Origin of the sequence: Marinobacter sp. ST-43 (genome assembly GCF_030541085.1) — a bacterium.
In the GTDB taxonomy this organism is placed as follows: Bacteria; Pseudomonadota; Gammaproteobacteria; order Pseudomonadales; family Oleiphilaceae; genus Marinobacter; species Marinobacter nauticus.
Genome location: NZ_JASSVO010000001.1, coordinates 658,723 through 685,130, shown reverse-complemented (window position 1 = coordinate 685,130; position 26,408 = coordinate 658,723). Strand labels below are relative to the sequence as shown.

Sequence of the window (26,408 nt, the reverse complement as noted above, 5' to 3'; positions counted from 1 at the left end):
TCACAACTCACTTACTGTCCGTTTCCAGGGATTTCAGGGTGGAGGGATAGCCGACATCGCCCGTTGCCTGGGTTAAGGCTTCCACCGATGTTCGTGTGTCGTCAAAGGTAATCACGGCTTCTCGATCCGGATAGCTCACGTCGACTTGTGAAACACCGTCCACCTTGTTCAAGGCCAGCTTGATGGTAATGGGGCATGCGGAACAGGTCATCCCCGGAACTGGAAGCGTCACTGTCTGCATGGCGGCCCACGAGGGCATGCTGAGCAGGGCGAAAAGCAACGTCATGGCAAAGCGCATTTTCATGGGACAATCTCCTTTCAATAAAACAGAGGAAGGGCATAGGGAAACAACAGGGCGACCAGTATCAGTGCCGTTACTGCCCAAAAGATCACCTTATAAGTCGTTCGCACCCGTGGTACGGCACACACTTCACCGGGTTGACACTGTTCCACTGGCCGGAAGATTCGACGCCAGGCGAAGAACATGGCCACCAATGCAACGCCGATGAAAATCGGGCGGTAAGGTTCAAGAGCCGTGAGGTTGCCCATCCAGGCACCGGAGACACCCAGCGCGACAAGTACCAGCGGTCCGAGACAGCAGGCCGAAGCCAAAAGGCCCGCAATACCTCCCGCAGCCAAGGGGACACGCCCCGATTTGGAATTCGGCATAACGCTGACACCTTTCATGGTTTCATTCGATGAGATAAGATTACTTCCGTAGTCAGCTACGGAGTCAAGGGGTATGCCGGATAAAGCGAATTCATTGACCATCGGTGGCCTGGCTAAGGCTGCCAACGTCCATGTCGAGACAATCCGCTATTACCAGCGGCGACGTCTAGTACCGGAGCCGGAACGTCCTCCAGGTGGTATTAGGCGCTATGGTCCAGCTGATATCGAGCGGTTAATGTTCGTGAAAACGGCTCAGCAGCTGGGCTTCAGTCTTGTCGAAATCAGTGACCTGCTACAACTTGAAGATGGCGCTCACTGCCAGGAGGCCAGCGCTCTGGCCGAGCACAAGTTGCGGGACGTGCGTGAGAAAATCGACCAACTGGGGAGAATCGAGAAGGTACTGGGCGAGATGGTTGAGCAGTGCCATGCCCATCCGTACAATATTACCTGCCCATTGATTGCATCATTGCATGAGGGGGCAGTGGGGGGGAACGATCAACGTGAAAGAACATGATTTTCACTCGACTGAGGGCTCGAGGGAGAGCGGATGTTTTATCCCCGGATAGTCCCCACACCCAAGCTTCTGAGGAACTTATGTGCGCCGCCAACATCTTACTCTGGTAGCCGAATTGGCGGATACGGTGATGGAGCGTGTCTGTTTGCACTTCCGCCAATGTAGGTTAAAGTGGGCGACTATCTTCCCACGCGGAAGATGTTTTAGCTGTTCTGTAATCAGGATATCAGTGCGATGACCACACGGCTTATGGGACTGGCAGTACTACTGCTCGTGGCTCTTCTCCCCGTTGCACAGGGAGTTGCCGCGACCTCTTTTGAAGCGGAACCCATGGCCGAGGCTTGTGTCATGTTGCCAGACACCCAGGTGATGCATGACTGCGCCGGGCTCAATGCCGAGGGCAGCTGCAGTAGCCCGTGTTCAACGTCCCATGTCGGGAAATCTGCAATTAGAGACTCGGTAGTGCTGTTATCTTCCCCCTGCCCGAAAGGCTATTCTTCTCATTCCGGCCGTGTACTTTCTGGCCCAGACCCTTTTCCTCCCAAGTAATCAACAGTCTCCTGAACCTTTGATTACCAGAGGCTTTCGCTTCGAGTGCCTGTCGTTTGGCCTTGCGCGGTAGACCACCACGTAGGCAGCTTTGCTGGTGATTTTATCGACTGATGAATACATGAAAACGGGAACGTATCTGTGATGTCATTCTATCTGGAATACCCGGTGCGCGGCATGACCGTGCTCTGCCATAAGCTTTCGATGGCACTTTTTTTGAGTTTATTCGCTGCCTTGGCCTCGGCGTCACCACCAATGGACCCGGGAATCAAGGCACTGCAGGAGAGAATCGGTTTTACGGTGACTGAACGCTTCTCCACGCCAGCCGAGGGCGTGACCGGCTATGTTGTAAAGACCGGCGACGGGAAAACCGGAATCCTCTATGGTCTCGGTGACCTCACTTTTTCCGGCGCACTTCTGGAGAGTGATGGCAACGATCTGACCAGCGAATATTCCGCTCGTTATATACCGAAGCCGACGTATGCGTCGGTTGCCGAGCAGCTCTCCCGGGACCCCCATCTGGTGAGCGAGGGCGGTAAAGATGCCCCTGAGGTCTATATCTTCGCGGATCCCAACTGCATTTTTTGCCACAAATTCTGGCAGCAAACCAGGGATTGGGTTGCGGAGGGGAAAGTCAGGTTGCACTGGGTCATGGTTGGGTTTCTCAAACCGTCCAGCCTGGGGCTTTCTGCAGCAATCATGAACGCAGAGGATCGAGCCGCGGCGCTCCAGGTGTTTGAGGAAAACTTCGGAAAAAGCGGTGACGGCCGCGGCATTTCTGAACTCACTCCGATCCCGGCCGACCTTCAACAGGCCCTCGAACAACACGGTCAGTGGATGGCCGAGGCGGGTTTCAGCGGGACGCCAGGGCTGCTGTTCAAGGACACGAGCGGACAATGGCGGGGCCAGACTGGTGTGCCCAGCCAGGAAGCGCTCGGCAGGATGCTGGGAGTCACTGAGTAATGGATCAGCTGCCCTCATTACTCATTGCCGGCCAGATCATGATGGCGGTTATGGCAGGTCTACTGCTGAACCTGACGCCCTGCGTGCTGCCCGCGATCCCCATCAAGGTCCGGACCATCCTGCGGGAGGCGGGCGGCCAGAGGTCCCATCGGGTGCTGGCCGCGTTGGCATTCACGGCCGGAACACTCACCTTTTTCCTGACGCTGGGCGGCCTGACCGCACTGCTGCAGTGGAACTGGGGCACATTGTTCCAGTCAACGCTATTCGTGGCCGTCCTGGTTGCGTTAATGGTCGGGTTTGCGGTGATTACCTGGCTCGATCTGCCCATCCCCGTCCCGACATTCGCCGCCTCGGCGCATGGCCGGCGTTACTTTGAAGCCTATGTATCCGGGCTGTTGAGTGCGATTCTGGCCGCGCCCTGCGCAGGACCATTCCTCGGTGGCGTTCTGGCCTTTGCCGTTACCCAGCCGACACCGGTCATCATGGGGATATTCGGCAGTATCGGGCTGGGGCTGTCGTTGCCCTACGCGGTACTGATGCTCAGGCCCGAGTGGCTGAGCCGGTTGCCCAAGGCGGGCCCCTGGACCCTGGCCATTCGTGAAGTGCTCGCGCTGATATTGCTGGCCGCCGCCGTCTTTTTCAGCGCGAGCCTGGTGCCCAAAGCGGTATACCCCTGGCTGTGGTGGGCCTGGCTGGCGCTGGTGCTGGTCTGGGGTCTCCGTCGTTTCGTTCAGGGGAGCGGTGCCGTTCGCGTGATCACTGCAACGGCGACAGGCCTTGCCCTTGCGGTGACAGTGGTATTCGCATCTCCGTTGGGCAGCGGCGAAGACGAACTTGTCTGGCAGCCCTACTCCGCAGAACTCCTGGCGGACACAAAAGCCCGTGGCACGCCGTATTTGCTGGAGTTCACTGCCGATTGGTGCATCAACTGCAAGGTCCTGGAGCGCACCGTGTATAAAGAGCCCGCTGTGGCTGAAGCCGTAGCGCGGGCCGGCATGGTGCCGATTCAGGTGGATGTGACAGCAAGCGATCCCGAAAAAGACGCATTGTTAACCGCGACGGGTGGGCAAGCTTTGCCTTTTGCGGCGATTTTTGACGCTGACGGCACCGTTGTCGCCCGTTTCACTGGGCTCTTTGATACCGACAGCCTGGTCGAGGCGATCAACCGCACCGAGAATTCACAACCCTAGATACTGGAGATGAACCATGACAACCCAAGCCAAAGTATTGCTGACCGGCATAGCGGTTTTTCTGATCGCGATCGCGGCGTTCATGTTGATCGGTACCAATTCCGGAAAGGCCCCTGGCTCAGCCCAGCCTGAACAAGCCAGTTCCGACCCCCAGGCGCCAGTTGCCCGCACGGGGTTGGCAGATTCTTCCGATAAGGTCCGCCTCAATCTTGCGGAAGGCGGCAAAGCCCTGATAGGGGAGACCGGTGAAATCGTTCTGACACTGGACATTGAACCGGGCTGGCACGTGAATGCGAATCCAGCCTCCATGGAGTTTCTGATCCCCACCGTCGCCAAGTCTTCGGCTGGCGGCCAGTCGCTCGATATTCCGACGGAGTACCCGCGCGGCCGGGTCAGTGACATTGTGCTGGGTGACACCGCCCTGGAGGTGTACGACGACGGTGCGAGCATCCGGCTGCTGCCAGATGAAAAACAGACCGCCGCGCTGAAAGAGGCAGGCAAGCTAGACATGACGGTACGGGTACAGGCCTGCAGTGACGAGGGCGTTTGCCTGGCACCAGCTGACCTGCCCGTTGCGCTGAATCTGGACGATATCAAGCCACAATAAACCGGGACTCCCTTCGGAAAACAACTCAAATGGAGAATGACTGTGAACAGTGTATTCAGAATTGCTGATTGCCATGGTTGCCCAGGTCAGCACCAATGCCATGGCCCATTCCATGGAAGATGTGGAGGCCTCGTTGAACGAGAAAGAGCGGTATGCCCAGTTTGTGGATCAGCCGGCCCCTGAATTTGATCTTACAGGCGTTGATGGCAATACCCTTGCCCTTGCCGACTTAAACGGCAAAACCGTTGTGCTTAACTTTCTCTACACGCGCTGTACCGAGGCCTGCCCTTTGCATATGAACCTGATCCGGCAGTTGCAAACCGGGGTTGAAGAAGAAGGGCTGAGTGAAGAGGTGGTGTTCATCACCATTGCCACGGACCGGGAAGATGTTGCAGGCACCCGGAGAAACATGCGTGCCTACGGCGAGAATTTCGATCTGAATCCCCGCAACTGGCAATTCCTCTACCGAGCCAGGATGGAACCACCTGAACTGACACCAGAACTTGCTAAAGCCTACGGCGTTCAGTTCAGGGATACGGGTGAGGGTGTACAGGTCCATGGTGTGGTAACCCACGTGATTGACCCGGAAGGGCAGATGCGGGCCCGGTTCCATGGATTGAAATTCAAGCCTGAACACCTGGTGACCTACCTGACGGCCATTGCCAAAGGCCCCAACGCGGCAGCCGATGATGGGTTCTGGGGCCGACTGCACGGGCGAATTGAAGAGCTGTTACAGAGTGAGTAACGCGTGGGGCACCATGCCGGCAACAAACCGACCACTGTAATCAGGAGTAATGTCCAATGAGTCACCAGCGCATATCTGCCGCCCGGGGAATCGCCGTAGTCCTTTTCGCGCTTGCTATTTCCATAGCCGCTCAAGTTATGGCTGCAGGGAAGGTTCCGAAGTCGGTGGGGCCCCAGGGTTTCCTGATCTGGGAGTCCCCTCGCACTCTGCCCGAGCTGGCTTTTGAAGACGAAGACGGCAGGCCGCTGACACTGGCTGACTTTAAGGGTAAGGCGATTTTGCTCAATATCTGGGCGACCTGGTGCGCACCCTGCCGTGAGGAAATGCCGACGCTTGACTCACTCCAGGCTCAACTGGGCGGCGAGCAATTTGAAGTGGTCGCGCTGTCCGTTGACCACGTAGGCATCAGCGTTGTTGAAAAATTCTACCGGGAAACAAGCATTCAGCATCTTCGCCAGTATATTGATCCGTCCACACTGGCGACCTCAACACTGGGCATAGAAGGTGTTCCTACAACGCTGCTGCTTGATCATGACGGTCGCGAAATTGGCCGCCTGGTCGGTGCCGCGGAATGGGACAGCCCGGCCATGGTGGATTTGATGACCCGCACCATTGAAGGGGTTCCGGACTGACTGGATTTACGCAATTGAAAAGGCAGGTGCGTAATGCTTCAAGCTACTACTGCATGCTTCCTTCGCTGAGCCCTTCGAGAACCCCGCAGGCCTCAATTTCCCGATCATCGTTACAACTCGCTCGCAGCGACACAAGTTGTTTCTCCAGTACCTGCAGATCGGTTATCTGAGACCGTACTTGAGCGATGTGATCATCAAGCAAGGTGTTGATGGCCCTGCAAGGCTGATGGGGCGCGCCCTGATAACGCTGTAACTCGTGAATTTCAGCGAGTGACAGCTCGAGTATTCTGCAGCGCCGGATGAAGGCCAGTCGCTCAACATGCCGTTCAGTGTAAATACGATAGCCGTTGTCCTGACGATCCGGCGGCGGTAACAAGCCCTCTCGCTCATAGAAACGGATGGTCTGGGTGTCGACCCCTACGGACCGTGCCAACTGACCAATGCGCATCGGGTTTCTCCTCAACAGATGGTATCTGCTTTATTGACCTTATAGTGGCTATATGGTTTTAAATCATAATCCGACAATACTCAAGTGGAGCCGTATCATGAGTAAATCCTGTGAAGACGCCTGTGGCTGCGGACTGAATTGAGCGGAGCAAAAAAGCATGAGCCACAGGGTTGATACTGGCTTCGGAGGCGAGAGCATTGGGTGATAAGTACGCGCTACCCTCCACGGGCATGCGCCACAAGGAGCTTCTAACAAGGGGGATAGCTCTACTTGCCGGAGGCGCCATGCCGCTTGCCTTTGCCCCTGTGGGCTGGGCATGGCTTGCAATGATCGCTCTGGCTGCATTTTTTGCCCTGACCGCGCAATCTTCAAAGCGTCAGGTGCTATGGTCGGCCTACCTCTTTGGCCTTGGTTACTTCGGCGTAGGTGTCTCCTGGGTCTTCATCAGCATCAGCCAGTACGGCAATGGCCCTGTGGTGGCGGGGTTAGCCACAGCGGCCTTTGTCTCGCTGCTCGCCCTCTTCCCATGGGGCGTCGCCTATCTCGTGCGCCGCCTGAGACCTGAGATGGATGCGATGGCGCTCTGGCTAGGACTACCGGCGGCATGGGTGTTGAGTGAATGGATGCGCACCTGGTTCTTGACCGGCTTTCCCTGGCTCTTTATCGGCTACAGCCAGACCGACACCACACTCGCCACTATCGCTCCTGTCTTTGGTGTGCTTGGCGTGAGTTTTCTGGTGGCACTGTTCGCCGGCGGTCTTGCGTGGGTTATCTTAGGCCCAAGCCTGCGCCGTGCAGCGGTAGCCGGTGCCGTGTTAATCGTTACTCTCGCTGGCTTGCAGCTCCTGGACCGCGAGTGGACGCAGCCAGCCGCTGACCCTATCGATGTCGCCCTCTTGCAAGGAAACATCGCGCAAGACAAGAAATGGGACCCGGATTACCGGGAAATCACAATTGAGCGCTATCAGGCGCTTACGAAGCAGCATCTCGGGGCCGACATCGTGATCTGGCCAGAAGCGGCAATCCCGATGTGGCATGACCAGGCCAAAGAATATCTTGCTGAGCTTGAGGCGTTAGCCGATCAGGCAGGCACCTTGTTAATGATTGGCGTCCCGGTACGCGAGGCGGATGGCCGCGCCTATAATGCAGTGGTAAGCCTCTCCGATCCCTCAGGCTTCTACTACAAACGCCACCTGGTGCCCTTCGGTGAATATGTTCCGTTTCGGGAGTTTTTGGGTTCGGCCCTCGACGTGCTCGGGGCGCCCATGTCCGATTTTACACCGGGACGGGACGCGCACGTCCTGAATGCAGCAGGGGTGCCCGTAGGGGCACTCATCTGCTACGAGGCGGTCTTTGGTGCTGAAGTCACGGAACTTCTGCCCGAAGCGCAGGTGCTGGTGAATGTCAGTAATGATGCCTGGTTCGGCAGCTCGCTCGGCCCTCTCCAGCACTTCCAGATGGCCCGCATGCGTGCCATCGAAACCGGACGTGACCTACTGCGAGCCACGAACACGGGTATCACAGCAGCTGTCAGCTACGAGGGAAAGATCCTCAAGCGCGCTCCTCAGTTCCGCGTAGCCAGCCTCAGCGTCGAGGTGACACCGCGAACTGGTGCGACCCCTTATGTGCGCTGGAGGGATTGGCCTGTCCTTGGTGTGATCGCACTCGGACTCGGCTTGCTCCTGCTTCTTCGAATTCGCCAGTATCATCGGCTGGGTACATGACGCCCGCCACTCTATAGCGAGCAGATTTTCAATTGGGTGAGGAGGAAGGAATTTGTCTACTTATGGCAATTGGCTCGCAGAGAAAGCCCACGAGCCGAGAAAAACGATGCGCTGGCTGTGGCTCTCGCTCCTGTTACTGCTGGCGGATCAGGCGAGCAAGTACCTTGCCAGTACCATGCTTATGTATGGAGAAAGTGTATCGGTCACGCCCTTCTTCAATTGGGTCCACCGCCACAATACGGGGGCGGCGTTCAGCTTTCTAGCGGATGCCGGCGGTTGGCAGCAGCCGCTTTTCATCGGGCTGGCCTTGGTTATCTCGACGTTACTGGTGTACTGGCTTTGGCGTTCACCGAGCGTACTGAGTTATCGGCTCGCACTCAGCGCTATCCTCGGCGGTGCGTTGGGCAATGTCGCAGATCGCTTACGCTTGGGCTACGTCGAGGATCTTCTCGATTTTCATTATGCCCAGTGGCACTGGCCATCGTTCAACCTGGCGGACGTATGGATCGTCCTCGGTGCTGCCCTCTTTATCTGGGCCGAAATACGACATCAGCCAGGCAGCCGTCGCCGCGGAATCGGCTAGAGTCTTCGCTGTCGCACGCTTGATCCTATCCCAGATATACGTAGCTTCTTTCTCATAAAGCACACAGCAAGCCGGTTGCCCATGCAGGTTGATGGTAGCATTTGCGGATGGAAGCGCCGACGCAGACAGGGGACATCACATGATCTTTCGACAACTGTATGAACCCGTATCCAGCACTTACACCTATCTTCTGGGCTGCGAGGAAACCGGACGAGCGGTCCTGATTGATCCGGTTATCAACTCGGTCGAGCGCGACCTGGCAGAGGTATCAAAGCTGGGGCTCAAGCTGGAATACACTCTGGATACCCATATCCACGCCGATCACATCACTTCCGCCCGCGAGCTAAAGCAGAAAGCGGGCAGTAAAATCGCGGCGCCTGCCATGGATTGCCTGCCCTGCACGGACGTAGGAGTTGAGGAGGGGAGGCCCTTTCAGGTCGGTCGGCTCAGCTTCCAGCCGATTCACACGCCGGGCCATACCGATGGCCATTTCGCATACCGTCTGGACGACCGTATTTTCACCGACGACGCTCTTCTGATCGAAGACAGTGCTATTTTTCCTGTACTTGCTGATCTCATAGCGTTTCTGATGCACGACTGCTGCGATGGGCACTGTGCTTATTGCGACAAAGCCATCGAGTTGTTCGCGCAGTGTGAAGGTCGCCCAACCTCATCGGGCACGGTGGACTCCAAGATATGATCAGATTCATCTATTTTGTGGAGTCTAATCTTGTTTGGTTCGTTATCACTTTAGCTGGTTTGGTCTTAGTATTCCCAGGGTTAGGAACGCACCTAGAGCCCTTTATCGGTCCACTGCTCGCGCTGCTGATGCTTGTCATCAGTCTTACCTTCGACGCACATGCCGTTGGAGTGGTCTTTCGCAAACCTTCAAGGCAACTTTTAGCACTAGGTCTGGTCTATGGTCCGATGTCGATTGCCGGTTTTCTGACTGGCCGTTTATTTTTCGGGAACGGACCTCTTGCAGCAGGTCAAACGTTGCTTGGCACATTGCCGACAGATGTTTCGTCTCCGCTGCTGGTATTAATGGCGCGGGGGAATGTTGCCTTAGCAGCCGTTTTTAATGCGGTCAATACAGCACTATCGCCATTCATTGTTCCGTTCCTGTTTTTATGGCTGACTGGAATACAACTGGAAGTTCCTCTCGGGGCAATCATCTTTGAATTAGCCTTGATCGTTCTCGTTCCCACTGTTGTTGGAGTGAGCTTACGCACAGGATTTCCAGATTTTTTTGCACGCCATGATTCAACGTACGCGGGAATTGGATCAATCATATATCTTCTGATACTACTGGCTGTAGTAGGCCCAAACGCAGAAACTATCATTGGCTATGGCTGGTACGCTTTTTTGATTGCTGGAGCAGCCCTGAGTCTTAATCTGATTGGCTACCTGATAGGAATGTCCTCACGGTTGCTAACCTCTGACCGGAAAGAAGTGATTACCTATCTCTTCACCGTGAGCAAAAAAGAATTTAGCATTGCTGCTGCTTTTGTCGCCGCATCTGGCTTACCTTCAGAAATTGCGATTCCTGCCGCATTCTTTGCCGTGATACAAATGATTACTTCACCCATTGCCGCTAAGATCCTTGCACGGCACGGCTTACTACGATTCCGAGCGAGCGATCAGCACTAAGGATCTTGGTATTGTTTCAGCGCCGAATTACCCAACGAACTACTGGCAACAGTTGATGCAGCCTTTTCAACGAAACAGGAGATGATGAAGTACTTGCTCCATCTGCCGACTACTCAGGCTCCGTGTTGCCGAAAAACTCTGCCAGGGAACGGATGTTCAGCACCTACGCAAGTATCTTGATCTTTCCACGCGGGCTACCCTAATACTGAGCATAAGTGCTTCAGGCTACTGCTGCATGTTTCCTTCGCTGAGCCCTTCGAGAACCCCACAGGTCTCAATTTCCCGATCATCGTTACAACTCGCTCGCAGCGACACAAGTTGTTTCTCCAGTACCTGCAGATCGGTTATCTGAGACTGTACATGAGCGATCTGATCATCAAGCAAGGTGTTGATGGCCCTGCAAGGCTGATGGGGCGCGCCCTGATAACGCTGTAACTCGTGAATTTCAGCGAGTGACAGCTCAAGTATTCTGCAGCGCCGGATGAAGGCCAGTCGCTCAACATGCCGTTCGGTGTAAATACGGTAGCCGTTGTCCTGACGATCCGGCGGTGGTAACAAGCCTTCTCGCTCATAGAAACGGATGGTCTGGGTATCGACGCCTACGGACCGTGCCAACTGACCAATGCGCATCGGGCTTCTCCTCGACAAATGGTATCTGTTCTATTGACCTTATAGTGACTATATAGTTTTAAATCATAATCCGACAATACTCAAGTGGAGCCGTATCATGAGTAAATCCTGTGAAGACGCCTGTGGCTGCGACGCAACACCCGCCGAGGGTAATACCGGGTCGTGGGCCTCTGAAGCGTCCGGCAACTGGATCAGTGTGTATACCGTACCGAAGATGGATTGTCCTTCGGAGGAACGGATGATTCGCCTGGCCCTGAACGGTTTTGAAGACATTCGCGGGCTGTCCTTTGAGCTGTCTGATCGGCGGTTGAAGGTTGTGCACGATGGCGAGGCTGAGCCTATCACCGCGAAGCTGGCAACCCTCGGGCTGGGAGCTTCGCTTCAGGAAACGGCCGCTGCCGACCCTGAGTCAATCAAGGCGGTCGGGGGTACGGCTATCTCGGCCGAGCAGGAGTCCGGCACCCTGCGTTGGTTGCTCGGTATCAATGCCGTCCTGTTTGCGGTGGAAATGACGGCCGGCCTGATCGCCCAGTCTACCGGACTGATTGCAGAATCCCTGGACAATTTCGCCGACGCGGCCGTGTATGGGCTCGCCCTGTATGCGGTTGGGCACAGCGTGAAAATGCAGGTGCGTGCGGCGCATCTCGCGGGCGTACTCCAACTGATTCTGGCTGTGGGCGCACTCGCAGAGGTGGTGAGGCGCTTTGTCTTCGGCAGTGAGCCGGAGTCGCTGGCAATGATGGGGATTGCGTTCATCGCATTGATCGCTAACACCACCTGTCTGCTGCTGATATCCAAACATCGGGAGGGCGGTGCCCACATGAAGGCGAGCTGGATATTCTCAGCCAACGATGTGGTCATCAATCTGGGGGTCATTACCGCTGGCGCCCTGGTCGCATGGACTGGCTCCAATTATCCGGACCTGATCATCGGCAGCATCGCGGGGATTATCGTACTCAACGGTGCCAGGCGCATCCTGGCGCTTAAGGGTTAAACAATGTCCATCGTTACCAAAAAACTCTTGCCGTATAGCCTGCTGGCGATTTCGGGCCTGATTGCGGCGTCTGATCAGGTTGTAAAATGGCTGGTCCAGCAGTCAATGGCGTATGGCGAATCGATTCCGGTGACCCCGTTCTTTAACTGGGTTCATGTCTGGAACACCGGCGCCGCATTCAGCCTGTTTGCCGATGGCGGAGGTTGGCAGCGATACTTTCTTATCACAGTCGCGGTAGTTGTCTCGATTGTACTGATCGGGCTGATTCTTCAGTGCCGCCGCAGGGGAGAAGCCATCGCGTACAGTCTTATTCTTGGCGGTGCCATGGGCAACCTGATTGACCGGATATTCCGCGGCTATGTTGTGGATTCCTTTGATGTCTATTGGCAATCCTGGCACTGGCCAGCCTTTAACCTTGCCGATATCGCCATTGTGCTGGGCACCGTGCTTTTCCTCTATGTCAGTTTCATACCCGAAAAATCGGGCACGAACGTCGAGCTCGATGGATCAGGCTAAAAAACATCTGACAAACGCCTTGACCTTAAAGTTGACTTTAAAGATATCGTCTGTACTGACGAACCGAGAACGACAGCCAAAGCAAAGGAGAATGAAACGATGACATTGCAACTTGGAGAAACCGCTCCCGATTTCACCGTCGCATCCACCGAGGGAAACATTCAGTTTCATGAGTGGCTGGGAGACGACTGGGCCGTGCTGTTTTCACACCCCGCCGACTACACCCCTGTCTGTACCACAGAGCTCGGCGCCTTCGCCAAGCGTAAGGACGAGTTCGCCAGTCGCGGTGTGAAGCTGATCGGGGTCTCCGTCGACCCGCTCGACTCCCATAAAGACTGGGCGAAGGATATCGAGAAAACCCAGGGCAAGGGGCTCAATTTTCCCCTGTTGGCAGACAAGGATCAGGTGGTTGCCGACCAGTACGGAATGATCCATCCAAAAGCCGATCCCAAGGTGACTGTTCGAACGGTATTCATTATCGATTCCGCGAAAAAAATCCGCCTGATGCTGACGTATCCGCCCAGCACCGGGCGCAATCTGGACGAGATCCTGCGCGTCATTGATTCGCTCCAACTGACCGACAACCACAAAGTGGCCACGCCGGTGGACTGGAAGAATGGCGAGGATGTGATCATCGTTCCGTCGCTCTCCAACGAAGAGGCCAAAGAGCGCTTCCCCGACGGATGGGATGAGCAGACACCGTATCTGCGCGTTACCCGCCAACCTGGTCGGAAGTAATAGAGAATTCGTCAGCTGGCCTTGTGGCTGGCTGACGAAGCAATACCTGAGAAACCTTCACCGATAGGTTCGGTCATCGCCGAACCCGCAACCGAACACGGCCCCGAAATGCTTACCCTGACAATCCCTGAAGTTGGTCTCTTCGCGTTATTGATTGCACTTTGCCTGTCGCTGCTTCAGGCGACCGTGCCCTTGCTGGGAGCCGCCACCCGGCGCCCGTTGTGGATGGCATTTGCAGAGCCCATGGCATGGGGGCAATTTGTTTTTCTACTGGTTTCTTATGCCAGCCTGACCGCCAGTTTTCTTCTGGATGATTTCAGCGTGGATTATGTGGCCCGTAATTCCAACTCGATGCTGCCCTGGTACTACAAGTTCACCGCCGTCTGGGGCTCTCATGAAGGCTCGGTGCTGTTATGGAGTCTGATTCTCAGTGGCTGGGGCTTTGCCGTCAGTCTGTTTTCCCGCCAGTTGCCACGGGATATGCTGGCACGGGTTCTGGGAGTTCTGGGTGTCGTCAGCGCAGGGTTCCTGCTTTTCATCGTCGTTACGTCCAGTCCCTTTGATCGCCTGTTGCCGGGCATGCCAGCCGACGGTGCCGATCTGAATCCGTTGTTGCAGGATGTTGGCCTGATCATCCATCCGCCGATGCTTTACATGGGCTATGTGGGTTTTTCAGTGGTCTTTGCTTTTGCCATCGCTGCGCTGATCGAAGGGCGTCTCGATGCGGCCTGGACGCGCTGGGTTCGGCCGTGGACCAACATTGCCTGGGCCTTTCTGACCCTCGGCATCGCTCTGGGTAGCTGGTGGGCCTACTATGAGCTGGGTTGGGGCGGCTGGTGGTTCTGGGATCCGGTGGAAAATGCATCGCTCCTGCCCTGGCTGAGCGGGACAGCGCTGATACATTCACTGGCGGTCACGGAAAAACGCGGCACGTTCAAGAGCTGGACGGCACTGCTGGCGATTTTCACGTTCTCACTCTCGTTACTGGGCACCTTCCTGGTGCGCTCAGGGGTACTGACCTCGGTTCATGCCTTTGCCAATGATCCATCTCGGGGGCTCTTCATTCTGGCGTTGCTGGGAATAACGGTCGGCGTCTCGCTTTTGATCTTTGCGCTACGGGCGCCGCGAATGAGCGCCAATGCGGGCTTTAGCTGGCTTTCCCGGGATGCTCTGTTGCTGATCAACAATATTTTGCTGGTCATCATGACGATCACGGTCCTGATGGGCACCCTGTACCCCTTGATCCTGGATGCACTCGGGCTGGGCAAGGTCAGTATCGGCGCGCCTTACTTTAATAGCCTGTTCGTGCCACTGACCGTCATGCTGTGTGCCTTTATGGGGCTGGGGCCGGTCTCACGCTGGAAGCAGATGCCCGGTCGGGAGCTGTTCCGGCGACTACTGGGGGCGGGCTTGGCCGCACTGGCGATTGCGATATCGATACCGTTTCTTTACAACGGCCAGTGGAATGTCGCCGTGGCGCTGGGGATGGTGGCGGCCCTGTGGGTAGTACTGGCGTTGGTGCGCGACCTGTTTGATAAAGTCCGCAATGCGTCCTCTGCGCTGTCCGGATTGCGTAAGTTGACCCCTTCATACTGGGGCATGGTGGTCGGCCACGTGGGCCTGGCCGTCACCATCGTGGGCGTGGTGATGGTGTCGAACTACGCCATGGAGCGTAATGTGCGGCTTGATATCGGTGAGCAGGTGAATCTGGGCGGGTACGATTTTACGCTGACCGAACTGGGCGAGCGTCGGGGGCCCAACTTCCTCGCCGATACGGCGACCATCGAGGTTGCCCGTGAAGGCCGGATTGTCACCACCCTGTACCCGGAGAAGCGCCTGTACATTGCCCGAGGGCAGCCGATGACCGATGTCGCACTCGACCCCGGCCTGTTGCGGGACCTTTACGTGGCCATGGGGGAGGAACTGGACGACGGCAGCTGGGCAATGCGCCTACAGGTCAAGCCATTTGTACGCTGGCTTTGGCTGGGTGCGCTGCTGATGGCCTCCGGGGGCGTGCTGGCCGTGGCAGACCGTCGCTACCGTCGCCGCCGTGCAGCCGCAGCTGACCGCGAATCGATGAGGCCGGCACGCGAGGTTCGCGCATGATGCGTCGCCTGTTGCTGCTGCTTCCGTTTGTGGTGTTCCTTGGCCTGGCCTTCTTTTTGTACCGGGGGCTTTCGCTGGATCCCAGTGCTCGCGAGTCAGCCCTGATAGGCCAGGCGTTTCCCGCGTTCACGCTCCCGACGCTGGAGGACCCTGATACCGAGGTGGATGAATCCCTGCTTCGCGGGCAGATATCTCTGGTCAATGTCTGGGCATCCTGGTGCCCGACCTGCAAGGAGGAAATGCCCCAGCTACTGGCGCTCTCCGAGCGCGGCATTCAGATGGTGGGCATCAACTATAAAGACGCCCGTGACCTGGGGCGACAGTTTCTCGAAGAGTTCGGAAAACCTTTCGAGGTCAACATCTTCGATCCTGCCGGTGACCTGGGTTTTGAAATTGGCGTGTATGGCGTGCCCGAAACCTTCCTGGTCGACGCAGACGGTATCGTTCGATACAAGCACGTTGGGTACATAACGCCCGCCCAGGTGGATGAAGTCATGATGGAGGTAGAGAAATGGCGCTAACCCTGAAGATCCGTTGCTGTGTGGTCATCGTGCTTTTGATGGCCTCGTTCCAGTCGATGGCGGATACGGCAATTGATGCGCGTCATTTCGAGGATCCGGTGATGGCGGAGCGTTATCGCGACCTTACGGCGTCATTGCGGTGCCCTAAATGTGATGCTCAAGCCATCGACAGCTCCGATTCGCCGGTGGCGGCGGACATGCGGGAGCGGGTAGCGCTGATGCTTCATGAGGGGCGTGCGGATAAGGAAATTCTTGATTTCATGGCTAATCGTTTTGGCGAGTTCGTTCTTTACAATCCGCGCCTTGACGGGCGCACGTGGCTGCTTTGGGCATTGCCGGCAGCGCTGGTAGCAGGAGGCGCCCTGGTTGTGATTGCCTTTGTCCGGGCACGCAGGCACCGGCGAGTGCGGCCGCTCTCCGAGGAGGAGCGTACCCGCCTGTCCTCTTTGATTCATCGTCATCGTGAGAGGTCGGAATGACTATGCTCTGGTTAAGTATCGGCACACTGTTGCTTATAGCGCTGTGGTTCCTGAGTCTACCGTTGCGAAGAGCAAGGGCGATCCATGACTGGCAGCAGCGGTTTGAGGCCGATGATCACGCTGAGGCGCAAAACCTGGCCGTCTATGAACGCCGGCTTTCAGCCCTGAAAAGCGCCCGCGATCGCGGCGAGATTGACGTCGCCCGTTTTGAAGAAGGCCGCCACGAGCTGGACCGCAATCTGCTGGAGGACACCGAGGCCCATCGCCGAATGCCTCTCAGGCGCCCCCTGTCAGGACGTTTGATGATTCCACTGGTGATAACGGCAGTCATGGCTGCCAGCATGATCGGCTATCGATGGCTGGGTGCCGATGGCGATCTGGCGCTGCATGCCGCCCAGCAGGACGTGCTCAACACGCCCGGTGCCTCAATGAAAACCCTGGTTGGTCGGCTCGAAGAGGAAGCCGGGACTCAGCCGGATAATCCCAAGGTCTGGTCCTTGCTGTTTCCGCTTTACCAGAAGATCGGTCAACCGGGTCAGGCGATTGACGCCCTGGAACGACTGATCGAACTGGAAGGCCGCAGAGTAGATCTTCTGGCCCAACTGGCTCAGATAAAATTCTTTGTGGCCGGGCGCAGCCTGACCGATGAAGTGCATGCGCTGATCGACGAAATACTCGACAAGGATCCACGTGAGCCAACGGCGCTGGGCATACTGGGGGTCGAGGCCTTTGACGACGGCCGCTATGAACAGGCGATCAATTACTGGCGCCGGGCATTGGCTGGCTTCGGCGATAACGAGTCCGCACAGGCCATGCGCAGCGGTATCGCTGTTGCCAGGCAACGATTGGAGGAGACAGCCAATGGAGCGGAACGTGTTACTGATTGAAACCCTAACGCACGTTCACACACGAAATCAGGGAAGCTTATGCTTCAGTATCCTCAAATAGACCCGGTAGCCATTGCACTGGGCCCACTGAAAATCCATTGGTACGGCCTGATGTACCTTGTCGGTTTTCTCGCGGCCTGGTGGCTGGGGCGTCGTCGGGCTCATCGACTCGGGTTGAACGCAGACGCTGTTGAAACATTGATTTTCTACTGCGCGATGGGCGTCATTCTCGGTGGCCGCGTCGGTTATGCGCTCTTCTACGGTTTTGACAAGCTGGCAGACAATCCGCTTTGGCTGTTCAAGGTCTGGGAAGGGGGCATGAGTTTTCACGGCGGCTTGACCGGCGTCCTGATTGCAGCCTTGGTCTTCGCCCGCAAGCAGAACCTGCGGTTTTTCCAACTCACGGATTTTATAGCGCCACTGGTGCCAATTGGCCTGGGGGCGGGTCGCCTTGGCAACTTTATCAACCACGAGCTCCCGGGGCGGGTCAGCGACGTGCCCTGGGCCATGGTGTTCCCGAATATGGGGTCGGCGCCACGTCACCCGTCGTCATTGTACGAGTTTGCCCTGGAAGGTGTTGTGCTGTTTGTGGTGCTGTGGTGGTTCTCACGCCACCCTCGTCGGATGGGCGCAACGTCCGGCCTGTTCCTGTTGCTCTACGGAATTTTCCGTTTTGCGGTCGAGTTTGTTCGCCTCCCCGACCCGCAACTGGGGTTCATTGCCCTTGACTGGGTGACCATGGGGCAGTTGTTGACCTTGCCGATGATCCTTGGAGGCCTTGGGTTAGTCGCTTGGTCGAAAAGCCAACCGATCAATAACGTAAAGGTGGCGACGGGCGGATAAAGGTCGACTTCATTTATGCAATAACAAATTGAGAGAGTTTCAGAGTGGTCATGCTGGCGTTTTCTCCTCTGATATATCGGGATCTGTTTCATGCGAGCGATGTGGGCACGATGAAAGTCAATGAAATTGCAAACTTGGCGGATGTCTCTCCGGACACCGTTCGTTTCTATAACCGTGAAGGGTTACTTCGGCCACGAAAAGATCCCCGAAATGGCTACAACTTGTATAATTCGGAAGACCTGTGGCGCTTACGGTTTGTTCGCGTGGCAAACAAGCTGGGATTCAACCTGCGTGAAGTCAAAGTCATTCTAAGTCATGGGACGGAGGGTGGCTTGGCTGGCAGCGACCTGAAGGAGCTATTCACAGACCGCCTTTGCAGACTGGATCAGGAGTTAAAGGAGCTCAAGAGACTTCGTGACGACATGAAAACTACAGTCCAGGTTTGGAGACAGATGCCTGATGGAGCCCCCAATGGCCATTCTGTCCAGGAATTCAGTAGGGCACCTACTTCGGTATACGCCTATATTTTCGGTTTGAAAATAAGTGAACGTGCATTTATTTTAGGCCGACCAATTTGAAGCGTTGAGCAGACAAATGCGGCAAAGAGACGACTCGAAACGAATAGCCTTCCTGGAAGCTACCGTGAGGGAAGTAGCAGATCACGGTTTTTCAGCAACCTCGGTTGGCAAGATAGCCAAGGCTGCGGGTTTGTCACCAGCCACGCTGTACATCTATTACGAAGATAAAGAACAGCTTTTATTGGCGACATTTTATTACGTCAGCGATCAGGTCATTGATGCGGCGCTGGACAGTTTTTCTCGCGGGAAAGATCTGCGTGAAGGACTGCGACGCCAGTGGCACACACTGTTCCGGATCGGCCTTGAGCGTCCGGAACTATTCCGCTACCACGAGACGTTCACGCATTCTGCTTGGATGACTCCCGAGATCCAGGCACGAAACGAAAGCCGAGCCGCAAATCTTTTGAATGCAGTTGATCAGGGAAAGCAATCCGGGCTGATCAAACCGGTACCTTTTCCACTTCTCGAAACGTTTATGTTCCGCCCGATTTACCACCTCGTTCAACGATGCCTGCAAGGGTCGTTCGAAGGTACCGATGAGCATATCGAATTAGCGTTTAATATGGCTTGGGATGCGGTTGCCGATCGTCGGAATACCTAATTTTTTCTGGAGAGTGACGCGTTATGAAATTCAAGATGGTCAGTACCGCCATGCCCTTGAGAGGCCTACAAGCGCTTGCAATGCTTTCGAGCCTCCTGGTGATGGGATGTTCGGCGGAGGCGCCCCCTCTGACACAGCAAACTGTCTACCCGGTAAAGCTCATGACGCTGGAGCAGGCGCAGTCAGGCACGCTCAATCAGTATCCGGGCAGAGTCTCGGCGTCTGACCATTCAGAACTCTCTTTCAGAGTGGGAGGAGAGCTGACGGAGCTGGCCGTTAAAGCAGGCGACACTGTGGAAAAAGGGGAGGTCGTTGCCCGCCTGGACGATCGGGACGCAAGAACCCGCCTGGAAAACGCCCGGTCAAATTTCAATCTGGCACAGGCCACCTTCGAGCGAATGCGAATATCGTTGGAGCGCCAGGCCATCAGTCAGGCCCGTTTCGATGAGGCCGAGGCCGAGTACCTCTCTGCCAGAGCGCAACTGGCCAGCGCGGAGGACCAACTTTCCTATACCGTTCTCAAAGCGCCATTTGATGGCGTCATTTCACGGGTGCCGGTGGATGTCTTTCAGGTTGTATCAGCGCAGCAGGCCATTGCCGAACTGCAACGGCCCGGCTCTATCGACGTCTCGTTCCAGATGCCTGAACAACAGGTCCGCCGCCTTCAACCACAGAGATCCAGGAACGTTCGCGCCAATGGCAACACTATCGCGTGGGTACAGTTTCCCGAGCTTCCCGATAAACGCTACGCCGCGAGCTACAAAGAGCATGACAGCAATGCCTCTCAGGGGTCGCTCAGTTATGAGGTTACCGTAACGCTCCCTGAACCCGAGGACATCACAGTGCTTTCGGGGATGAGCGCGACCGTTCTGCTTGATTACGGCACATTGGCTGGAGAGAGCGCCCCGTCGTGGCTGATACCAACCGCGGCGCTTGTAACACCTGACGCAGAACCCGGCACTAGCGTGGTTTGGCGATACGTGGCTGCTGCCGATGGTGAGAATGGCGATAACACGGGCAGCGTCGAGCCGGTGGATGTCGAGCCGGGTAAGAAAATGAACGATGGCGTGCTTGTTCGGGGAGAGCTCAGCCCGGGCGACAGAATCGTGGTTGCCGGCGCTCACCGGATGAACAGGGATCGTTCGGTCCGTCCCTGGGAAAAAGAGGGCGGGCTCTGAGATGGTCGATTATTTTCTTGATCGGAAGTCCATCAGCTGGATGGTCACGCTGTTGCTTGGGGTTGGGGGCATGTTCGCGTTTCTGGGTCTTGGCCAGCTTGAATTCCCGGAGTTCACGTTACGTTCCGCCTTGGTGACCACCCAATATCCCGGAGCAACGCCTCTTGAAGTCGAGGAGGAGGTTACGCTGCCTCTGGAAAAAGCGATCCAGCAGATGCCGGGCATCGATGACATTACTTCGGTGAACTCGGACGGCTTGTCGCAGATTACTGTCCAACTCAAGAAGACGGTCAGAGAAGGGGAGTTAGACCAGTATTGGGATATCCTTCGGCGAAAGATTAATGATGCCCAGCCTGGTCTGCCACCAGGCGTGAACACGTCCATCGTGAACGATGACTTTGGCGATGTCTTCGGCCTGCTGCTCACGTTGCGTGGTGACGGCTACTCGCTGAAAGATCTTGGTGACCATGCGGATCTCATTCAGCGAGAACTGCGATTGTTGGAGGGCGTCGCAAAAGTCAGTATCGGTGGTCGTGTCGACGAGCAGATGATCGTGTCACTGGACCGTGACCGTATGCGTGCTCTTGGCATCTCGCCAGAATACCTGGCAAGCCTTCTGAATGCGCAGAATACGGTGGGCAACGCTGGCCACCTGCGCAGTGAAGGGCTGTCGTTATCCGTTCAGCCAACCGGTCAGCTTGATTCCGTTCAGGCACTTGAGCAACTGGCAGTTGGAAGCGCTGATTCGGGTATTATCCGGCTCAGCGATCTGGCCGAAGTTCGCAGGGTGACCAATGACTCACCCGCCTTGCTTTACCACTCTGACGGATTGCCTGCTTTGACCATCGGCGTGTCATTTGCAGAGGGCACCAACGTTGTTGATGTAGGTGAGAGTCTCAATGAGGCTTTGAAACGCCTGGAAAAACAGCAACCCATCGGCATGACACTGAACACAGTGTATAACCAGCCTGAAGTAGTCGAGGAGGCAGTATCTGCTTTTCTCATGAACCTTGCTCAGGCGGTGGGCATTGTCATTATTGTGCTTTTGCTGTTCATGGGGCTGCGAAGTGGCCTGCTCATGGGGCTGATCCTGCTGATTACCATCATGGGTACATTCGTGCTTATGGCAATACACGGTATTCAGCTCCAGAAGATTTCATTGGGTGCGCTGATCATTGCGCTGGGGATGCTGGTCGATAATGCCATCGTCGTCACCGAGGGCATGATGATTGGCCTTTCCAAGGGCAAGTCCAAAAGGCAGGCAGCCAAAGAAGTGGTCTCGCAGAACCGGTACCCGCTGCTCGGCGCTACCGTGATTGCCATTACGGCCTTTGCTCCTATCGGCCTTTCACCAGACACCACCGGAGAATTCATTGGCTCCCTGTTCTGGGTTCTGTGCTACTCGCTTTTCCTGAGCTGGCTGACGGCACTCACTCTGACCCCGTTTTTCTTTGATATGTTCTATCCCGACAAGCTCGAGAGTGTCGGGCAGTCATCCGATAACGACCCCTATAAGGGAATTGTTTTCGTCGTCTTCCGCCGCCTGCTGACCTACGCGATTCATTATCGCTTCGTGACATTAACACTTGCGATCGCGCTTCTGGCTGGGGTTCTATCGTTCTCGGGACAGGTTAAGAATGCTTTCTTCCCGAATGCCACAACGCCACTCTTCTTTGTTGACCTTTGGTTGCCCGAGGGCGCCGACATCTTGCAAACCGAAGAGACCGTAAAGCGGCTGGAATCGCGCGTGAATGACATGGACCAGGTCGTTCAGGTGACCAGTGTCACCGGTGGCGGAGCCCAGCGTTTTACGTTGACGTATTCACCGGAGCAGCGATACGCCAGTTTTGGCCAATTGATCGTAGAGACCCGGGATAAGGCGTCGAGAGAGGCCCGTATGGAGGAAGTCATTGAGCAACTGCGTACAGACTTCCCGAACGTGCATTACAAAGTGCAGGCTTTGCAGGTGGGGCCCTCAGCCAAAGCCAGTCTTGAAGCTCGTATCTTTGGAGAAGATCCCGAAGAACTCCGGAAAATCGGTGTGCGCGTGCAGGCAATTTTTGAAAATGAACCTCTGGCCGACAGCGTGCGCTTGTCCTGGGGTAATCGGGAAGCCGTGATCGTACCGGAGTTCCTCGAAGAACAGGCCCGGCGCCTTGGCGTATCTCGCGAATCACTGCACCAGGCGTTGTTGCTGAATAATCAGGGGCAGCAGGTTGGAGTGTACCGTGAGGGGAGCGACCTCATTCCGATCATTATGCGGTCAAGAGAGGAGCAGCGTTTTGACATCGAAAACCTTACCTCGATCAATGTCTGGAGTGAAGAGCAGGGCCGCTATGTCAGCGCGGGCAACGTCATCAATGCCATCAATACGGAACTGCGGGATCCGTTGATAAAACGCAGAAACAGGGAGCGGATGTTGGCGGTTTATGCCGAACCCATGCCTTTGTCGGGGGAGACGGCGGCGAGTGTGCTGGAGAGGATCCGCCCGCAGGTCGACGCGCTGGAGCTTCCCCACGGCTATTCGATTGAGTGGGGTGGAGAGTACGAGACCTCATCCGAAGCTCAGACTTCGCTTTTCTCCTCGCTGCCTCTTGGACTGCTGGGGATGTTCATTATTTCGATGCTGTTGTTCGGTAGCTTCCGACAGGCTCTGTCTATCTGGATGATTGTTCCTCTCATGATGATTGGAATCATTGGTGGACTGGTATTGCTCGGCGCGCCTTTTACATTCATGGCGCTGCTCGGGACTCTGAGTCTGATCGGTATGGTACTGAAGAATGCCATTGTGCTGGTTGAGGAGATCAATATTCAGTTAGAACAGCAGGATGATGCATTCACTGCGGTGGTTGAGGCCGCGGTAAGCCGGGTACGACCTGTGCTTATGGCGGCCGTAACCACCATGTTGGGAATGATTCCTCTGTTCAGCGATGCCTTCTTCGCGAGCATGGCGGTGGTTATCGTGTGCGGTTTGGGTGTTGCAACGGTATTGACGTTAGTGGTGCTGCCAGTGGTGTACTGCACGTTAATGAGAATTTCTTATCATCAATAACGCACCCGCTGTTTTTCAGGCGTCTTTTTTTCCTCCGGACAAGCGATCCGGAGGAAAAAAGCCTCCGGCAATCATTGCATTCATCAGTTCGCCTACTTTTGCACGCAGGTCATCCCTCAACAACCTCATTGCCGGCGTTATTGACTGTCGGGTAGGACAAATCAGCCACAGCTCGGATACCGGCGGCGCATAGTCCGGCATGATTGTGGTGACACGGCCTGCAAGCAGATCATCCGACATATCAAGACACGATTTTATCGCAAGACCGCGACCAGCGACGCACCACCGGCGAACCAGATCGCCATCGTTTGAGGCGCGATCGCCCGTCATTTTGACTCGATATTCCTCGTCTCCCCGTTTGAACGTCCAGAGGTCAAATGGGATGTCCTGCAACTGATAGAACAGTCCGTTGTGGTTCTCAAGGTCATCAGGATGAATGGGGCGACCATGACGCGAAAGGTAATCAGGAGATGCGCAAAGCAGGCGCGGCACATCGCAAATTTTGAAGCCATACAGGTTGGTGTCACTGGGCGCGCCGTAGCGAAGCGCCATGTCGACCGAATCCCGGTAAAAGTCCACGTTGGTGTCAGTAATCTGAACTCTGAGATTCAAACCTGGATGCGTTGCCATCAATTCGTCGATCCAGGGCACAACGCGGTAGCTGACCGAGCAATGACCACACCGGGTTGCGCAATAGGGCGTCACTGGGCGATGTGCCTGTTTCGCTAAGCGCTGTTTCCAGGTTGATGGATGGCAGCATGTCCTTGTAGGCAACGGACGTTCGAAAATCATTTGCCCTGATAGCCATATAGGCCGCTTTAAGGTCCGGGCGACGCTGCAATGTTTGCTCTGCAAGGTCGGACAGGGGTAAAAGAACCTGCGGATAGTCGGCGGAAATGACCGTGCTAGCCTGGCTTCGCCCGAGCAACAGGTTCAACGCCCTTTGCTGTTGCTGCAGGGATTCCTGAACTGCAATCAATGTCGCCCTGGCACTGGCCGCAGAGCTTTGGGCGCTGTCCAGATCTTCAAGGTCACCCAGTCCCGAGCGGTAACGCTGAAGAATCCACTGTTCGTTTTTTTCCAATAGCTCCGCGCGTTGCTTTTCGATGGCAACGGAGCGATTCAGATTCACCAGTTTCAACCAGCCCTGCATGACCTCGGCTGCGAGCGTATCCCGCGCAGCTTGGTAGAGAGCCAGCTGTTCAGCAACGTCACTGGCGGCAGCCGACGCCTCATCAGAAATCTTCGACCACAAATCCAGCTCCCAGCTGATGCTGACGGTGCCGGTGTAGGCAGTATCTAGACCGTCAGTGTTATTCGCGACGAATCCAGCCTCGACGTCGGGGAGTTGATCCGCCTGAGTCGCTCGGTATTGAGCACGGAGAATTTGGAGTGAAAGCCGTGTTTGCTGGAAATCAGGATTGGCCGCGCGCGCTTCGACAATAAGCGCGTCCAGGTCATGGCTGTTGACCAGCTCATTCAGGTAGGCTGTTTCGAGACCAACCTCCATCTCAAACTTGGAGACGACGTTCTGACGCTCGGAATCGGCCTGAGCGAGATAGTCCGTTCTCGTGGACAACGAACTGCAGCCTGCAATAACCAGGCAGCATAAAGCAGTCAGCACTACTTTCGAGCAGGGCAAGCGATACATAGGTAAAGTCCATTCGGGCGCGGTCAAATCTGCGGTAAACGACGGGATACAGACTATCTAGGAGGTGGTTAATGGAGGGTTAAGACCTTCATGGACCTGCCTATTATCTACGGCGACGACCAATGGATGCTCCATGAAGAACAGGGCCATGCGCGTGTCACGAAGACCAAAGAAGCATTCGAAGCAGCCGCCGCCCCGACGTGGCGGAAGAGTACAAGAACTACTGCGGTGAAGGACGCATAAAATGGCTTAAAAACGGCGAACCTGTCACTCCGCATGTTGCTGAGCGCCGCGAACAGGTAGAACAGGTTGGTGTTCTTCGACAGGCTGCGATCGCGGACTTTGGCATAACTTAACTGCCGCTTGATGGTGCGAAAGGGATGCTCCGAGTTCAAAAAGTCCGTCAACTGGACCAGAGTGTTCCAGTGCAATTCCACGAATCGGCCCGTTAGGCTGGCGCTATCTTCCAAGCTGAATGTTCGCTTTGCGACCAAACCCAACTTCGCATTCAGGCATCAATGCATCCCCAATAGCCATGAAATCTACGTTTGGTTGGCCAGATTGGGAATATGACTCGTGATCTGGAGGGGCAGGGCGGCTGTCGGTGTCCGGCGCTATCAACAAGACACATAACAAATGGGCTGAAAAATATTACCTGTCAGGTACGCAAACCAGAGTGCGTTTGAGGTGGTTGAACAATAATAACAACTGCTCTTTAAAGTTGATTCGGTTGCCGTACTAACCAAGATATTTGTACCCGGCATCTTGCAACGCTTCCTTCAGTGGCTCCTCGGGAGGTTCTTAGTAAATGAGCGTGGTTGACGGTGAGACATGCCCAGCGATTTTTCGCGCGACTTTAACTGACTTCTTTTTTCATGAATGATATGCGTTATTAACGTCCTCCGGCCGCTGTGGGAGCAGGCTCGCTCAATACCTGCCCAATGCCTCTGCATGTGGGCAAAGTGTTCCTGGAGAGTACTGGGGGAATAGAGGCTTTCTTCATTGGAAGATCACGCGATTTACCACGATGCTTTTTGACCTCAGGATAAAAATCCTTCGGTTTGATCTCGGCGCCGGCCTTGGCCATGATTTCAATTCGCTGAACAAGATGGTGGAAATCGTGAACACCAAAACTGATTCGACGCGGCTGATACGTGGATTTGGACCGCTTCAACGCATCGGCACACTTAGTGTAAGCCGAAGGCAACGCAAGGATTTCCGTAAGTTTGAAAGAGCGCTGACCAGAATCCGTACTCACAGGGCCAAGCTCGGCGACGTCTTTTATCTGGAGAAGCGCGATATCCTGGACTCGTAGTCCGAGCTTGAAGCTGATACGAGTCGGCGCCGTGTTCTTTTTCGG

General features: G+C 55.7%; 30 protein-coding genes. 23 read left to right on the top strand and 7 right to left on the bottom strand.

Annotation, left to right across the window (positions count from 1 at the left end):
- Positions 1–7 precede the first annotated feature (7 nt).
- Both merP and merT read right to left on the bottom strand, forming a co-directional pair.
- Positions 8–304: a mercury resistance system periplasmic binding protein MerP gene (merP, locus tag QPL98_RS03230; protein ID WP_199451891.1), complete on the bottom strand. Its 297-nt coding sequence runs from the start codon at positions 302–304 to the stop codon at positions 8–10.
- 14 nt (positions 305–318) lie between these two features.
- On the bottom strand, positions 319–669 hold the full coding sequence (merT, locus tag QPL98_RS03225; protein WP_011784885.1) for a mercuric ion transporter MerT: 351 nt from the start codon (positions 667–669) through the stop codon (positions 319–321).
- Positions 670–742: 73 nt separating this feature from the next.
- Between merT and merR the strand changes: the two genes are divergently transcribed.
- From merR to QPL98_RS03195, 6 genes are all read left to right on the top strand, one after another.
- Positions 743–1,183, top strand: coding sequence for an Hg(II)-responsive transcriptional regulator (gene merR, locus QPL98_RS03220; protein ID WP_011784886.1), 441 nt, complete (start codon positions 743–745; stop codon positions 1,181–1,183).
- A 693-nt stretch (positions 1,184–1,876) separates the two neighbouring features.
- Complete coding sequence (gene dsbG / locus QPL98_RS03215) at positions 1,877–2,695, top strand: thiol:disulfide interchange protein DsbG (protein WP_011784888.1); 819 nt, start codon at positions 1,877–1,879, stop codon at positions 2,693–2,695.
- Positions 2,695–3,885, top strand: a complete 1,191-nt coding sequence (locus QPL98_RS03210; protein ID WP_011784889.1) for a protein-disulfide reductase DsbD — start codon at positions 2,695–2,697, stop codon at positions 3,883–3,885. Before dsbG ends, QPL98_RS03210 begins: the two co-directional genes overlap by 1 nt.
- Before the next feature lie 16 nt (positions 3,886–3,901).
- On the top strand, positions 3,902–4,492 hold the full coding sequence (locus QPL98_RS03205) for a protein-disulfide reductase DsbD domain-containing protein (RefSeq protein WP_011784890.1): 591 nt from the start codon (positions 3,902–3,904) through the stop codon (positions 4,490–4,492).
- Between the two features lie 49 nt (positions 4,493–4,541).
- Complete coding sequence (locus tag QPL98_RS03200) at positions 4,542–5,237, top strand: SCO family protein (protein ID WP_011784891.1); 696 nt, start codon at positions 4,542–4,544, stop codon at positions 5,235–5,237.
- A 56-nt stretch (positions 5,238–5,293) separates the two neighbouring features.
- On the top strand, positions 5,294–5,869 hold the full coding sequence (locus QPL98_RS03195) for a TlpA disulfide reductase family protein (protein ID WP_011784892.1): 576 nt from the start codon (positions 5,294–5,296) through the stop codon (positions 5,867–5,869).
- Positions 5,870–5,915: 46 nt separating this feature from the next.
- Here the strand turns inward: QPL98_RS03195 and cadR (QPL98_RS03190) are convergent, their stop codons facing one another.
- Positions 5,916–6,317, bottom strand: a complete 402-nt coding sequence (gene cadR / locus QPL98_RS03190; RefSeq protein ID WP_008173755.1) for a Cd(II)/Pb(II)-responsive transcriptional regulator — start codon at positions 6,315–6,317, stop codon at positions 5,916–5,918.
- A gap of 284 nt (positions 6,318–6,601) precedes the next feature.
- Between cadR (QPL98_RS03190) and lnt the strand changes: the two genes are divergently transcribed.
- From lnt to QPL98_RS03170, 4 genes are all read left to right on the top strand, one after another.
- Positions 6,602–8,041, top strand: a complete 1,440-nt coding sequence (gene lnt, locus QPL98_RS03185) for an apolipoprotein N-acyltransferase (protein WP_011784893.1) — start codon at positions 6,602–6,604, stop codon at positions 8,039–8,041.
- A gap of 106 nt (positions 8,042–8,147) precedes the next feature.
- Positions 8,148–8,624, top strand: a complete 477-nt coding sequence (gene lspA / locus QPL98_RS03180) for a signal peptidase II (protein WP_028615086.1) — start codon at positions 8,148–8,150, stop codon at positions 8,622–8,624.
- Positions 8,625–8,763: 139 nt separating this feature from the next.
- Positions 8,764–9,324 (top strand): MBL fold metallo-hydrolase, encoded by a 561-nt coding sequence (locus tag QPL98_RS03175; RefSeq protein ID WP_011784895.1) that lies wholly within the window; start codon positions 8,764–8,766, stop codon positions 9,322–9,324.
- On the top strand, positions 9,321–10,274 hold the full coding sequence (locus QPL98_RS03170) for a bile acid:sodium symporter family protein (RefSeq protein ID WP_011784896.1): 954 nt from the start codon (positions 9,321–9,323) through the stop codon (positions 10,272–10,274). The genes QPL98_RS03175 and QPL98_RS03170 overlap by 4 nt, the downstream gene beginning before the upstream one ends.
- Positions 10,275–10,499: 225 nt before the next feature.
- Here QPL98_RS03170 and cadR (QPL98_RS03165) read toward each other — a convergent pair whose 3' ends face one another.
- Positions 10,500–10,904 carry a Cd(II)/Pb(II)-responsive transcriptional regulator gene (gene cadR / locus QPL98_RS03165; protein ID WP_011784897.1) on the bottom strand — a complete coding sequence of 135 codons (405 nt, stop codon included), beginning with the start codon at positions 10,902–10,904 and terminating at the stop codon, positions 10,500–10,502.
- Between the two features lie 97 nt (positions 10,905–11,001).
- Here cadR (QPL98_RS03165) and QPL98_RS03160 point away from each other — a divergent pair, with 97 nt between their 5' ends.
- The 12 genes from QPL98_RS03160 to QPL98_RS03105 all read left to right on the top strand — a co-directional run bounded on the left by QPL98_RS03160 (position 11,002) and on the right by QPL98_RS03105 (position 23,397).
- A complete protein-coding gene (locus QPL98_RS03160; protein ID WP_150994391.1) occupies positions 11,002–11,898 on the top strand; it encodes a cation transporter in 897 nt (298 codons plus the stop codon).
- Positions 11,899–11,901: 3 nt separating this feature from the next.
- Positions 11,902–12,414, top strand: coding sequence for a signal peptidase II (gene lspA / locus QPL98_RS03155; RefSeq protein WP_303292670.1), 513 nt, complete (start codon positions 11,902–11,904; stop codon positions 12,412–12,414).
- Between the two features lie 99 nt (positions 12,415–12,513).
- A complete protein-coding gene (locus tag QPL98_RS03150; protein WP_058089838.1) occupies positions 12,514–13,152 on the top strand; it encodes a peroxiredoxin in 639 nt (212 codons plus the stop codon).
- Positions 13,153–13,260: 108 nt separating this feature from the next.
- Positions 13,261–15,258, top strand: coding sequence for a heme lyase CcmF/NrfE family subunit (locus QPL98_RS03145; RefSeq protein ID WP_058089887.1), 1,998 nt, complete (start codon positions 13,261–13,263; stop codon positions 15,256–15,258).
- The gene (locus QPL98_RS03140) at positions 15,255–15,779 is read left to right on the top strand and encodes a DsbE family thiol:disulfide interchange protein (RefSeq protein ID WP_011784902.1); all 525 of its coding nucleotides are present in this window, start codon (positions 15,255–15,257) and stop codon (positions 15,777–15,779) included. Before QPL98_RS03145 ends, QPL98_RS03140 begins: the two co-directional genes overlap by 4 nt.
- Positions 15,770–16,258, top strand: coding sequence for a cytochrome c-type biogenesis protein (locus tag QPL98_RS03135; protein ID WP_011784903.1), 489 nt, complete (start codon positions 15,770–15,772; stop codon positions 16,256–16,258). The genes QPL98_RS03140 and QPL98_RS03135 overlap by 10 nt, the downstream gene beginning before the upstream one ends.
- Complete coding sequence (gene ccmI / locus QPL98_RS03130; RefSeq protein ID WP_011784904.1) at positions 16,255–17,145, top strand: c-type cytochrome biogenesis protein CcmI; 891 nt, start codon at positions 16,255–16,257, stop codon at positions 17,143–17,145. The genes QPL98_RS03135 and ccmI overlap by 4 nt, the downstream gene beginning before the upstream one ends.
- 39 nt (positions 17,146–17,184) lie before the next feature.
- Complete coding sequence (gene lgt, locus QPL98_RS03125; RefSeq protein WP_053115065.1) at positions 17,185–17,988, top strand: prolipoprotein diacylglyceryl transferase; 804 nt, start codon at positions 17,185–17,187, stop codon at positions 17,986–17,988.
- 50 nt (positions 17,989–18,038) lie between these two features.
- Positions 18,039–18,566, top strand: a complete 528-nt coding sequence (locus tag QPL98_RS03120; RefSeq protein WP_011784906.1) for a MerR family transcriptional regulator — start codon at positions 18,039–18,041, stop codon at positions 18,564–18,566.
- A gap of 64 nt (positions 18,567–18,630) precedes the next feature.
- A complete protein-coding gene (locus tag QPL98_RS03115) occupies positions 18,631–19,167 on the top strand; it encodes a TetR/AcrR family transcriptional regulator (protein ID WP_014420756.1) in 537 nt (178 codons plus the stop codon).
- Positions 19,168–19,190: 23 nt separating this feature from the next.
- Positions 19,191–20,345 carry an efflux RND transporter periplasmic adaptor subunit gene (locus QPL98_RS03110; RefSeq protein WP_008172291.1) on the top strand — a complete coding sequence of 385 codons (1,155 nt, stop codon included), beginning with the start codon at positions 19,191–19,193 and terminating at the stop codon, positions 20,343–20,345.
- 1 nt (position 20,346) lies between these two features.
- Positions 20,347–23,397 carry an efflux RND transporter permease subunit gene (locus QPL98_RS03105; protein WP_011784908.1) on the top strand — a complete coding sequence of 1,017 codons (3,051 nt, stop codon included), beginning with the start codon at positions 20,347–20,349 and terminating at the stop codon, positions 23,395–23,397.
- Between the two features lie 15 nt (positions 23,398–23,412).
- Here QPL98_RS03105 and QPL98_RS03100 read toward each other — a convergent pair whose 3' ends face one another.
- From QPL98_RS03100 to QPL98_RS03090, 3 genes are all read right to left on the bottom strand, one after another.
- Positions 23,413–24,027 carry a substrate binding domain-containing protein gene (locus tag QPL98_RS03100; protein WP_227716182.1) on the bottom strand — a complete coding sequence of 205 codons (615 nt, stop codon included), beginning with the start codon at positions 24,025–24,027 and terminating at the stop codon, positions 23,413–23,415.
- Complete coding sequence (locus tag QPL98_RS03095) at positions 23,984–25,075, bottom strand: TolC family protein (RefSeq protein WP_143151237.1); 1,092 nt, start codon at positions 25,073–25,075, stop codon at positions 23,984–23,986. Before QPL98_RS03095 ends, QPL98_RS03100 begins: the two co-directional genes overlap by 44 nt.
- An 80-nt stretch (positions 25,076–25,155) precedes the next feature.
- Complete coding sequence (locus QPL98_RS03090; RefSeq protein WP_014420760.1) at positions 25,156–25,518, bottom strand: hypothetical protein; 363 nt, start codon at positions 25,516–25,518, stop codon at positions 25,156–25,158.
- A gap of 557 nt (positions 25,519–26,075) precedes the next feature.
- Between QPL98_RS03090 and QPL98_RS03085 the strand changes: the two genes are divergently transcribed.
- Positions 26,076–26,363 (top strand): hypothetical protein, encoded by a 288-nt coding sequence (locus QPL98_RS03085; protein ID WP_011784910.1) that lies wholly within the window; start codon positions 26,076–26,078, stop codon positions 26,361–26,363.
- The last annotated feature ends 45 nt before the right edge of the window (positions 26,364–26,408 follow it).